This is a genomic window from Campylobacter sp. 2018MI01, from assembly GCF_018501205.1.
GTDB lineage: Bacteria > Campylobacterota > Campylobacteria > Campylobacterales > Campylobacteraceae > Campylobacter_E.
This window is the reverse complement of sequence record NZ_JAHCZE010000052.1, coordinates 1-11,607: the sequence shown is the minus strand read 5'-3', so window position 1 is coordinate 11,607 and position 11,607 is coordinate 1. Positions and strand designations below refer to the sequence as shown.

The 11,607-nt window shown below is 29.8% G+C and carries 10 protein-coding genes and 2 pseudogenes; 9 read left to right on the top strand and 3 right to left on the bottom strand.

The features are described from left to right. Window positions 1–43: 43 nt before the first annotated feature. Entirely contained in the window at window positions 44–1,090 is a 1,047-nt protein-coding gene (locus tag KJQ97_RS07585) for a hypothetical protein (RefSeq protein ID WP_214118619.1), read from the top strand. A gap of 51 nt (window positions 1,091–1,141) precedes the next feature. On the opposite strand, the gene KJQ97_RS07580 is transcribed toward KJQ97_RS07585, so the two are convergent. From KJQ97_RS07580 to thyX, 3 genes are read right to left on the bottom strand one after another with little or no spacing between them, the layout of a single operon-like run. Next, window positions 1,142–1,660 (bottom strand): cysteine hydrolase family protein, encoded by a 519-nt coding sequence (locus KJQ97_RS07580; RefSeq protein WP_214118617.1) that lies wholly within the window; start codon window positions 1,658–1,660, stop codon window positions 1,142–1,144. Continuing rightward, a complete protein-coding gene (locus tag KJQ97_RS07575; protein WP_214118615.1) occupies window positions 1,657–2,523 on the bottom strand; it encodes a menaquinone biosynthesis family protein in 867 nt (288 codons plus the stop codon). The genes KJQ97_RS07580 and KJQ97_RS07575 overlap by 4 nt, the downstream gene beginning before the upstream one ends. Beyond that, complete coding sequence (gene thyX / locus KJQ97_RS07570) at window positions 2,510–3,133, bottom strand: FAD-dependent thymidylate synthase (protein WP_214120450.1); 624 nt, start codon at window positions 3,131–3,133, stop codon at window positions 2,510–2,512. Before thyX ends, KJQ97_RS07575 begins: the two co-directional genes overlap by 14 nt. Before the next feature lie 63 nt (window positions 3,134–3,196). Between thyX and KJQ97_RS07565 the strand changes: the two genes are divergently transcribed. The 8 genes and pseudogenes from KJQ97_RS07565 to KJQ97_RS07530 all read left to right on the top strand — a co-directional run. Next, complete coding sequence (locus KJQ97_RS07565) at window positions 3,197–4,366, top strand: MFS transporter (protein WP_214120449.1); 1,170 nt, start codon at window positions 3,197–3,199, stop codon at window positions 4,364–4,366. Window positions 4,367–4,379: 13 nt separating this feature from the next. After that, window positions 4,380–5,435 (top strand): recombinase RecA, encoded by a 1,056-nt coding sequence (gene recA, locus KJQ97_RS07560; RefSeq protein WP_214120448.1) that lies wholly within the window; start codon window positions 4,380–4,382, stop codon window positions 5,433–5,435. Next, the gene (gene eno / locus KJQ97_RS07555) at window positions 5,413–6,618 is read left to right on the top strand and encodes a phosphopyruvate hydratase (RefSeq protein WP_214118607.1); all 1,206 of its coding nucleotides are present in this window, start codon (window positions 5,413–5,415) and stop codon (window positions 6,616–6,618) included. The genes recA and eno overlap by 23 nt, the downstream gene beginning before the upstream one ends. After that, window positions 6,618–6,887, top strand: coding sequence for a hypothetical protein (locus tag KJQ97_RS07550; protein ID WP_214120447.1), 270 nt, complete (start codon window positions 6,618–6,620; stop codon window positions 6,885–6,887). The genes eno and KJQ97_RS07550 overlap by 1 nt, the downstream gene beginning before the upstream one ends. After that, window positions 6,877–7,629: a UDP-N-acetylmuramate dehydrogenase gene (locus tag KJQ97_RS07545; protein ID WP_214118603.1), complete on the top strand. Its 753-nt coding sequence runs from the start codon at window positions 6,877–6,879 to the stop codon at window positions 7,627–7,629. Before KJQ97_RS07550 ends, KJQ97_RS07545 begins: the two co-directional genes overlap by 11 nt. A gap of 395 nt (window positions 7,630–8,024) precedes the next feature. Then, window positions 8,025–9,347 (top strand): annotated as a pseudogene (locus KJQ97_RS07540) (sodium-dependent transporter); the annotation flags it as partial. A gap of 32 nt (window positions 9,348–9,379) precedes the next feature. Next, window positions 9,380–10,939, top strand: coding sequence for a phosphoenolpyruvate carboxykinase (ATP) (gene pckA, locus KJQ97_RS07535; RefSeq protein WP_214118600.1), 1,560 nt, complete (start codon window positions 9,380–9,382; stop codon window positions 10,937–10,939). Further along, window positions 10,936–11,607, top strand: a pseudogene (locus tag KJQ97_RS07530) (hypothetical protein); the annotation flags it as partial. The gene pckA and the pseudogene KJQ97_RS07530, both read left to right, overlap by 4 nt.

Here is an 11,607-nt window from a genome sequence, read left to right as displayed (position 1 = left end):
AAATAAAATTAAACGAAAATTAATTATTTAAAAAGGAGATTTAATGCAAGTTAATTTATCTAATATTTATAATAATACTTATCATAAAATGGGCGAGAGTTTTGGTGGAGTAAAGAGCGAAAACGAATTAAAACAAATTGATGAAAATATCAAAAATAATAAAATTGATGATATAAAAACAGGCAATAATAGTGGCAATAAAATATATTTTGAAAGTAAAAATGGCATAAGTTCTGCAAGTATTAGTGATGAGAGTTTAGATAAATTAAAAAGCCATTTTGATAGCAAAGACTTTTATAAGCGTGAAGATGGCAGTATTATTTTAAATGGTAATGCAGAAAAATATATAAGTGGTTGGTTTAGTGATATTGCTTATGCTAGGGGATATGTAGCTGCTAATAAAAATAATAATGATTTTTTAAATAAAGATGAATTATTAGAGCTTAATGTAGTAGCTAAGTTTAGTTTAGATGGAACAAATCCGCAAAATTATCAAAGCTATCAAAAAATTGAGCGTTTTTTAGCTGATAATACTACGATTTTAGATTCTGTGCCTAAAAATATTGATGAAGCATTAAATCAAACAATATTATCAAATAGTGATTTTGATGATACGATAACTTTAGGTGAGAGCGAAGAATTTGCAGCTAATAAAAATCCACAAAACCTAAACACACAAAATACAAGCACTCAAAATGTAAATCTAGCATCAAATGAAATAAAAAGCACTAATGTTGATGATGAAGAAGCAAAGAAAAAGCAAGAAATCGCAAACGCATTATCAAGCCTAACAAGGATTAAAAATACAATTAATACAAACGGGGTAAAAGCACTTAGTAAGGCTGATTTAGATAAACTTGAAATATTAAACATTGACCCAAATTCATTGCAAAATCCTCAACTTTTAGAGCAATTTAACAAAGCTAGTGATAAAGCTAACGAGCATTACGCTAATTTTTTAAATGTTGATAAGACTTATATAGATGAGAAAATGGCAAAAAGTGATGAGTTTTTAGGTGATTTTACTCACGATAGTGCTGATATAGTAAAAGATTTGCTAAAGAATAAAACACTAGATAAATTAGCATAAATTAATATTATTTAATTCAAATTCAATTTTAGAATTTGAATTAAGTATTTTTTAAATAATATTTATATGAAGACTTTTTAAAATATCTAAAGCCTTTTGGTGCAAGTCTTCATCATAACTAGCGGTTGCGTTTTTATCTATAAAAATATTTGCATTAGGAAGTGCAGATTTTGCAATTACTGCATTTGATAAGACACAAATATTACTTACAAGTCCAACTATTTCAATATTTTTATAATTTTTATTGCTTAGATAATTTCCAAGTTCAATTGAGCCAAAAGTATTTTTATAAAAGCATAAATGATTTTTAGAAAACTCATTTAATTTCCCATAAATTTCTATCCCATTTGTGCCTTTAATACAATGTTTAATAGGTAGATTTTGCCCTTCTATAGTGTCTAAATAATCATCATTATGTGTATCAATAGTAAAGATTATCTCATCATTGTTTTTAAGATATTTTTCATATTTTTCTAAGATGATATTTTCTAAATTCTGTGCCTTTAAAAACCCTAAAGAGCCTGTTACAAAATCATTTTGAAAATCTACTATTATTAAAAGATTTTTCATGAATTTCTTAAGCTTTCGTATTCGCTTGGAATTAGATTAAGCCTTACATCACAAGGACTAAAGCCAACTCGCTCACCTAATTTAAACAATACTTCAAGTGATTTTATTTGCTCATCTTTTAAGCTAATACTATCATCGTTTGCATAAAGACTTAGATATTTATTAAGCTCATCTTCATTTACTCTCACTTCGTTTTTGCCAAGCAATATACGACTTAATAAAGCTTTATTTTGAGTAGCGACTTTTACTGCACGAGTTAGCTCATTTTCAATTTTAATCGCATCGCTTAGCATTAAAGATCGGCGTATTGCCATTCCACCAAGTGGTAAGGTAAGCACTTCGCCACATTCAGCCTTGCAAAACTCCGCCCAAATATCCCAAATCTCACGCTCAACTCTTAATTTATCACTAAAATTAAGAATACTCTCATGTATTAACACCCCAGCATCTACACTACCATCTAAAACAGCTTTTTCTATATCTAAAAAGTTCATATAAGTAATTCTTGCATTAGGATATGCTAGTTTAAAAATTAAAGCATTTGTGGTATTTTCCCCACTTAAAGCCACTTTAAAATTAGGTTTTAAAACCTTATCTTTTAGAGTGATTAGTTTTGGACCATAGCCATTGCCAAAACTAGTAGCACATCTTAGCAAGGCATATTCGCTTTGAATTTTAGGATACACAGCAAAAGAAATTGCACAAACATCATAAATATTATTTAAACTTGCTTTATTTAGCGTTTCTATATCATCAGCAACGCTAGTATAATTAAACTCCGAACTTATCCAACCATAGCGAATTGCTGCATACATAAAAATATCATCAGCATCAGGGCTATGAGCTAGGCTAATTTGCTTCATTTAAGCAACCTTTGAAAATGAATTTATGCTCTTTAGGTAAAGCTTCATAGATATTAAATGCAAGTTCTCTAATCTCTTTAAGTGCGGCTTTACTAGTTCTAAGAGTTAAGAAATTTTGTAAAGCTCTTGCATTTATACTCCAAGTAAGCTCGGTTTTATAGCATTCTGGCAAGGCATATTTAGCAATATCTTGTGTCATTCCTTCGGCATTTAAAATAATTCTTAGTTTTTCTAAAGCACAAATACTAGCATTATCAACCAAGCGATTTCCAGTTAGCACAATATATTTTTGTGCATTAGCAAAATCAAATTCCTTAAACTCACTTTCATTTCTTAGTTCTTTTAGAGTATATCTAGTGCTTTTTACTGATAAACTTGCGTGGCGGTGTCTTGCTAATTCTTGCAAACAAGCTCTTGAAATGCCTTGAATATAAAAATTATAATTTAAATGTTCAAGCGTGCTAGAGTGCTTATAAATATTTCCGATACGATTTATTAGTTCGCAGTCTTTTTCTCCTCCATTATCGCCTTTATCAAAGCTTTGCCAACAAGTTCTCATAGCGTGAGAACAGATATTTAGTGGGGTGTAATTAAGTAGTGTAATTCTCATTATTTGCCTTTAATTTGATTTTTTTCATTATAGTTTTTTTATATAAATCTTAAGGAAACTTCAATGAATATGCTAAAAATCTCAATTTTAAGTATTTCCTTAGCAACCGTTACAGGTGGAGCTGCCGTTGCACCTGCTTTAGGACTTATTGCTAAGCATTTTTCAAATGATAGTGAATTACTTATTAAATTAATTATTACTTTACCTTCACTTTTTATTATCTTTTCAAGCTTAATTTTTGCAAAATTAGCAAATTATTTAAGCGTTAAGCAACTTGCTTTTATAGGTTTTATATTGTTTATAGTTGGCGGGGTTGCTCCGTTTTTCTTAGATGACATAATTCAGGTTTTGGTGTTTAGAGCGATTTTAGGCTTAGGCACTGGCTTTTTAATGCCATTAAGCGTTTCTTTACTTGGCTTTTTATTTAAAAAAGAAGAGCAAGGAAAACTAATGGGACTTAGTGCAATGTGTAATCAATTAGGAGCAGTTATTACCGTTAGTTTTTCTGGCTTTTTAGCGTCAATTTCTTGGCAATATAGCTTTTTAATATATCTTTTTGCTTTGGTTTTATTTGTTTTAAATATGATTTTTTTACCTAATATAAAAATAGCGGAGAAGAAAAAGAAATTAGATTTAAGAAATATAAAAAATCTTAGTGGAATTTATATTAATTTATTTTTAGTCCAAGTTTTGTTTTTTAATTTTACGAATAATTTTTCAATAATTTATCAAAAAGAGCAAATCATTAGCGCAAGTTTTATTGGTGTAATTATGGGATTTAATGGCTTGTTTGGTGCAATTGCTTCTATGAATTTACATAAAGTTGTTAAAAAAATTAGAACAAAAATCAAAATCTTAGGAGCATTTATTTATATTTTAGCCTTTTTACTTTTTGCTATAAGATTTAGCGAACATATAGAAATCGCAGGAATTAATTTAATGCTAATAATAGGAATAATTGCAGCTATTTTAAATGGTCTTGCAGTTGGCTTTAGCTTACCATTTTTGTTTTCACAAATTAGCACTAGAAGTAAAAAACAAAACCTAGCTACAAATATGGCATTAGCTAGTATTGCGACATTTAGCGGACAATTTTCTAGTCCATTAATAGATGAATTATTAGAACATATTTTCAATCTTCATCATCCAAGAGACGCATTTTTAATAGCTATGTTTATTGCAATATTCTTATTTATTTATAATCTTAGGTTAAAAATCAAATTAAGAAATTAAAAAAAGGAAAGGTATGGCAAAAGCAAAAGAAACAGCAGTAATTGAAGATAAGGCAAAAGCCCTTGAAGCTGCATTAAAAGGCATTAATAAAGCTTGTGGAGAAGGTGCTATTGTTAGATTTGGAGATAAGCCTATAATAAAGGCTGAGCCAATTTCTACAGGCTCACTTGGGCTAGATATTGCACTTGGAATTGGTGGAGTTCCTAAAGGAAGAATAGTAGAGATTTATGGGCCAGAAAGTAGTGGTAAGACAACGCTAACACTTCAAATCGTAGCTCAAGCTCAAAAGATGGGTTATACTTGTGCTTTTATTGACGCTGAACACGCACTTGACCCTGTGTATGCTAAGAATTTAGGCGTAAATATTGATGATGTTTTAGTATCTCAACCAAGTTGCGGAGAAGAAGCATTAGAGATTGTAGAACGCTTAGCAAGTAGTGGAGCGGTAGAGCTTATAGTAGTAGATAGTGTTGCTGCACTTACTCCTAAGGCTGAAATTGATGGAGAGATGGGAGATACTCATGTAGGTCTTCAAGCAAGACTTATGAGCCAAGCTTTAAGAAAGCTTACTTCAGTAGTTAGCAAGATGAACTCAATGGTAATTTTCATAAATCAAATTCGTATGAAAATAGGTCAAACAGGTTATGGAAGCCCAGAGACAACAACGGGTGGAAATGCGCTTAAGTTCTATGCAAGTGTAAGAATTGATATTAGAAAAACTGCTACATTAAAACAAGGCGAAGAGCCTATTGGAAATAGAACAAAAGCAAAAATAGTTAAAAATAAAGTTGCACCTCCATTTAAAACAGCAGAATTTGATATTATGTATGGAGAAGGCATTAGCTACGAAGGCGAATTGATTGATTATGGTATTAAGCTTGATATTGTAGATAAAAGTGGTGCTTGGCTTAGCTATGGTGGTAATAAACTAGGTCAAGGTAGAGAAAATGCTAAAATTTTCTTAAAAGAAAACAAAGAAATAGCAAATGAAATTGCAGAAAAAATTAAAGCTAGTATAGGCGATGATATTACATTAGAAGGAGAAGTTGGTGAAAATAGCGAAGATTGATGCACTTGAAGTGCTAGATAGTAGGGGTAATCCTAGCGTTAAGGTTAAAGTAGTTTTAGAAAATGGTATTAGTGGTGAAGCAATAGTTCCAAGTGGTGCTAGCACAGGGATTAATGAAGCTTTAGAATTAAGAGATGGTGGGAGCTATTTCTTCGGTAAAAGCGTAAGTAAAGCAGTAAATAATGCTAAGCATGTTGCAGCTGGACTAATAGGCAAATGCGTATTTAATCAAAGAGAAATTGATGAGCATTTATTAGCAGTTGATGGCACGAGTAATTATTCTAGCTTAGGTGCTAATGCAGTTTTAGGAATTTCAATGGCAGTTGCAAAAGCAGGAGCAAATGCTAGTAATTTACCATTATATAGATATTTATGTGGAGAGTTTAACGCACTTCCTACACCTATGCTAAATGTATTAAATGGTGGAGCTCATGCTGATAATAATATAGATATTCAAGAGTTTATGTTGCTTCCAACAGGTTTTGATACTTTTAAAGAAAAATTATTCTCAAGTGCAATTACTTATCATACTTTAAAAGATATTTTAAAGAAAAAAGGCTTAAGCACAGCATTAGGAGATGAAGGTGGATTTGCACCTAATTTAAGAAGCAATGAAGAAGCTATTGAATTATTATTAGAAGCGATTAATAAAGCAGGTTTTAGTGGCAAAATCAACCTAGCATTAGATGTTGCAGCAAGTGAGCTTTATAGTGATGGAAAATATGATTATGAAGGCAAAAAGCTAAGTAGCGATGAGATGATTAATGAGTATGAAAAATTATTAAAATATCCTATTTTAAGCATAGAAGACGCACTTGCAGAGCAAGATTATGAAGGCTGGGTTAATTTGACTAAAAAAATCGGCTCAAGAACACAATTAGTAGGAGATGATTTATTTGTAACTAATGTTAAATTATTACAAAAAGGCATTGATGAAGGTATGGCAAATGCGATTTTAATCAAGCCTAATCAAATCGGCTCAATCTCTCAAACAATAGATGCTATTAAACTAGCTCACGCAAATGGCTATAATACTATAATGAGCCATAGAAGTGGGGAGAGCGAAGATAATTTCATAGCTGATTTTTCATTAGTTTGCAAGTATATTAAAACAGGTGCTCCTGCAAGGGGAGAAAGAACAGCTAAATATAATAGATTGCTTGAAATTGAAGCAGGATTTTAATGCAAGAATTATTAGACAATCATAATTATAAAAAGTCTAATTTAAAGATTTTTACAAAGGGCATTTTAGAAATTGCCCTTTATGTATTTATTTTATTTTTTGGGCTTTTTGCGATATTGTTTTCTAAATCATCAATAGAGACAACTATGATGCTAGATACAAGGATAGAAAAGCTAAAAAATCAAATATACGAGCTTAATAAAACCAATGCACAATTGCAAAAAGATTATTTTGAATTGCTAAGCATTCAAGGCGATTATGATAATTGATTTTTCAAAATACTCAAGCGTAAAAATCGGCGCAAATTGTGAAGTAAAAGTAATTGATGAGATGATTAAACACGATTATTTAGTCATTGGAAATGCTAGTAATTTGCTAATCAATCAGCCTAAAAATCTTGCAATTTTAGGCAAAAAATACGAATATATTAAAGAATATAATGATTATTTAGAAATAGGGGCTAGAACTAGCTCATATAAATTATTTAATTATTGTAAGAAAAACAATCTAACAGGTTTAGAATTCTTATCACACCTACCAGGACAAATGGGCGGCATTACTAAAATGAATGCAGGGATGAAAGAATTTGAAATAAAAAATTATATTTTAGAAGTAAATGTTGATAATGAATGGATTAAGCCAAATTTTACTTATAGAAATAGTGATATAAAAGGCACAATTTATGCTATTAGACTTAGATTAAACAAAGGTTTTAGCCTTGAATTAGTAGAGCAATTTAGCAAAATGCGAGAAAATCAGCCAAAAGGTGCTAGTTTTGGTAGTATTTTTAAAAACCCACAAGGCTTTAGTGCAGGAGCATTGATTGATAAAGCAGGGCTTAAAGGCAAGGTAAAAGGCGGTGCAAAGATTAGCGAAATGCACGCAAATTTCTTAATAAATTTTAATAAAGCTAGTTTTGAAGACGCATTGTATTTGATAAATCTAGCACAAGATGAGGTTTTAAAGCAATTTAACATACTTTTAGAACCTGAAGTTCTTATTTTAAATTAAATTCCAATATAAAAATATTTCAAAAAATTTTTAATTTATTTACTTTTGTTAATGGGGGGGGGGTATTATAATCATTATCAATTTAAAAATTTAATAAATTATTTATATTCTAAGGAATTTGTTTTGAATATTTTCAAAATTATCATATTTGTATTGATTTTAGTAGGTTTATTGACATTTACGGCTTATTCTATTTTGCTTAGTTTTGAAATTATTTAAAGCTTTTATCTTATTGATTTAGGCAATTAACCCTAAAATATCATTAAAATTAATATTTTTATTCAAAATATACAAATAATTTTTAATTTCCTTGCATTTTGCTATCTTTTAGGTTATTATTTTGGCTTATTTTTTAAAAAAGGAGATTATTATGAGGAGTTTACTTTGGCTCAGCTAGGAGCACTTTTTCTAAAGTAGGTTTTGTTTTAGCCCTTGCGGGTGGTGCTGTTGGACTTGGAAATGCGTGGAAATTTCCTACAATGGTTGGGACTAATGGTGGTTCTGCCTTTGTTTTACTTTATTTATTCTTATGTTTAACCTTAGGTTTATCTTTATTTTTAGCAGAAATTGCATTAGGAAAAATTACTAAAAGTGATTTAGCTACAAGTTATTTTACCCTTGCTAGATTTAAGCCAAAATTATGCAAAATGGGTGGGGTTTTTATGCTTACTGGCATACTTGTATTATCATTTTATTTAGTGGTTTTATCTTTAGTATTTCACTATATATTTTTAAGTTTTTCTTTACCTAATACCTTAGATGAAGCAGGAGCGCTTTTTAATAATGCAATAGGTGGGAATTTATTTATTAGCATAATTTGCTTTAGCATTTGCTTTTTTATGACTATTTATATAGTTAGTCGCGGGATAATTAATGGGATTGAGAAATTAAATGTGATTTTAATGCCTGCATTATTTGTAATACTTTTATTAATGCTAGGTTTTAGCTTTACTCAAGATGGATTTTTAGATGCGTGTGAGTTTTTATTTAAACCTGACTTTTCTAAATTAGGGCTTAATTCTTTGCTTGATGCTTTAGGACTTAGTCTTTTTACTTTATGTCTTGGGATAGGTTGTATTAGCACTTATGCTGCTAGTTTAGATGAAAAAACTAATATTTTAAAATCAAGTTTATTTGTAGTGTTTATAAATCTTTTAATAGGTCTTATGATGGGACTTATTGTTTTTACTTTTGTATTTAAATTCGGAGCAAATCCTAATGAGAGTGGAGCAGGACTTGTATTTGTTAGCCTTGCTACTTTATTTTCAAAATTTGGTTTTTTAGGTGAGATTTTATCATTTAGCTTTTTTATAGCTTTATTTTTTGCAGGAATTACGAGTGCTGTTTCTATGATTGAGCCATTTACTTTTTATCTTGAAAATAAAATGAGTAGAAAAAAAGCTTTGATTATTATTGGAATTTTTGTTTATATAATAGGTATTTTAGCTCTTCTTGGAATGGCTAATAAGCTTAGCTTTAATACTTTTGATGCTTTAGATTTTTTCACAAGTAATATAATGCTTCCTTTAGGAGTGTTGTTTTCTAGTATTTATGCTGGATTTTTAATGAAAAGATATTCATTCTTTAAAATCTTTTTACCTATATTTGGCAAAAATTTAACTAAGTTTTATTTTATTTTTTTAAGATTTGTAACACCAATTATAATAATTTTGATATTAATTAATAATTTTTACCCCTTAGGAAGTTTTTTAAAGTAGAATTAGGCAATTTTTATTTACAGGAGTTAAAAATGTTAGAAGATTTAGGCATAAAGCCGGAGAAGATTTTTTACAATTTAAGTTATGATGAGTTAAGAGCTCACGAGTTAGAGTGCCGTGAAGGTGAAGTTTGTCAAAATGACACATTTGCAGTTGATACAGGTATTTTTACGGGTAGAAGCCCTAAGGATAAGTATTTTGTAAATTCTCATCCATCAAGTGAAAATATAGCGTGGGGCAATGTAAATAGGGCTTGCACTAAAGATATTTTTGATGATAATTTAAGAAGAGCAAAAGAATATTTAAATGGCAAAAAGCTTTATGTTATGGATGTATTTTGTGGAGCTAGTCTTGATAGTAGAAAAAAAATAAGATTTATAACAGAAATTGCGTGGCAAGCACATTTTGTTAAAAATATGTTTATTCGCCCAAGTGATGAAGAACTTAAAGACTTCAAACCTGATTTTGTAATCATAAATGCGTGCAAATTAAAAAATGAAATGTATAAATATCAAGATTTAAATAGCGATGTATTCGTAGGATTTGATATAGAAAATAACATAGGATTAATTCTTGGCACTTGGTATGGTGGCGAGATGAAAAAAGGTGTGTTTTCTATGATGAATTACTGGCTGCCTTTACAAGGTAAGATGAGTATGCATTGTAGTGCGAATGTTGGTAAAGATGGAGATGTTTGCTTATTCTTTGGTCTTAGTGGCACAGGTAAAACTACTCTTAGCACAGACGCAAATCGTGCTTTAATAGGTGATGATGAGCATGGTTGGGATGATAATGGTGTGTTTAACTACGAAGGTGGTTGTTATGCAAAATGTATTAATCTTGACCCAAATAGTGAGCCTGAAATTTACGCAGCGATTAAGAGAAATGCTTTACTTGAAAATGTAGTTATAACCTGCACTAAAGAAGTTGATTTTTGTGATGCTAGTAAGACAGAAAACACTCGTGTAAGCTATCCAATAGAGCATATTGAAAATCACGAACCAAGTTTAAAAGCAGGTCATCCATCTAATATAATTTTCTTATGTGCTGATGCTTTTGGTGTTTTACCTCCTGTATCAAAACTAAACAACACTCAAGCAATGTATTATTTTTTAAGTGGATATACTGCAAAAGTTGCAGGAACTGAGCGTGGTATAAAAGAGCCTGTTGCTACATTTTCTGCTTGTTTTGGCGAACCATTTATGCCGCTTAGTCCTAGTGTTTATGCGAAATTATTGGGCGAAAAGATTAAAAAACACAATGTAAATGTATATTTAGTAAATACCGGTTGGAGCGGTGGAAGTTATGGCGTTGGTAAAAGAATGAGTATAAAAGCAACTAGGTCTTGCATTAACGCTATTTTAGACGGCTCTATTCAAAATTGTGAATATTACAATTATGATGTATTTAATTTAGCAGTGCCAAAGAGCTTAGATGGGGTTGATGAAAGATTATTAAATCCTATTAAAACTTGGGAAAATGAAGCTGATTTCATAGCTACAAGAGATAAATTAGCAAAAATGTTTATAGAGAATTTCAAAAGATACGGCGATAAGGCTAATGAGTTTTTAGATGCTAGTCCTAAGCTATGAGCCTAGATAGTTTTTTACAATTTAAAATAAACAAAGATGGTTTAAAACCAAGAAAACTAGATACCTTACCACGATTTGCCCTAATTTATGGGGCAATTTCTAGTGGTAAAAAATCTTTAGCATTTTATAATTTAGATGAATTTACTTATATTAATATGAGTGATTTAAGATTTATAAATGCTGATTTTAAAAGCTTCATAGAAAAAAATAAAATCAAAAATCTAATAATAAATGAGCCTTTTTTAGAATTTGAATTAGGAAATTTAGAGCGTTGTTATATATTAAGCTCTAATAAAAATTATTCTTATAAAGACTTTATTAAAATAAGGCTTAATTTTTTAGATTATGAAGAATTTATTTCATTTTCAAAGAAAAATTATAGCCCTAGCGAGCATTTATCAAATTATTTATTATTAGGGCAAAATCCTGCCAATGTGGATTTAGACCCACTTAATGCTGCTTTAAATACTCAAGCTATTTTAAAACAGCATTTAAGTGAAAACGAAATAATCACTCTTAAAGAATTAGCTTTAAAAATAGGCGTTCAAACAAGTATTTTAAGTCTTTTTAGTGAGTTTTTAAAACATAAAAAAATAGCAAAAAATGATTTTTTTAAATGCGTTTATTCTTTAGAAGATAGATTTTTATTGCATTGGGTAAAGCATATT

Coding starts and splice junctions, on each gene's coding strand:
- KJQ97_RS07585 (WP_214118619.1), top strand. CDS start 44: ATGCAAGTTAATTTATCTAATATTTATAATAATACTTATCATAAAATG.
- KJQ97_RS07580 (WP_214118617.1), bottom strand. CDS start 1,660: ATGAAAAATCTTTTAATAATAGTAGATTTTCAAAATGATTTTGTAACA.
- KJQ97_RS07575 (WP_214118615.1), bottom strand. CDS start 2,523: ATGAAGCAAATTAGCCTAGCTCATAGCCCTGATGCTGATGATATTTTT.
- thyX (WP_214120450.1), bottom strand. CDS start 3,133: ATGAGAATTACACTACTTAATTACACCCCACTAAATATCTGTTCTCAC.
- KJQ97_RS07565 (WP_214120449.1), top strand. CDS start 3,197: ATGAATATGCTAAAAATCTCAATTTTAAGTATTTCCTTAGCAACCGTT.
- recA (WP_214120448.1), top strand. CDS start 4,380: ATGGCAAAAGCAAAAGAAACAGCAGTAATTGAAGATAAGGCAAAAGCC.
- KJQ97_RS07550 (WP_214120447.1), top strand. CDS start 6,618: ATGCAAGAATTATTAGACAATCATAATTATAAAAAGTCTAATTTAAAG.
- KJQ97_RS07545 (WP_214118603.1), top strand. CDS start 6,877: ATGATAATTGATTTTTCAAAATACTCAAGCGTAAAAATCGGCGCAAAT.
- pckA (WP_214118600.1), top strand. CDS start 9,380: ATGTTAGAAGATTTAGGCATAAAGCCGGAGAAGATTTTTTACAATTTA.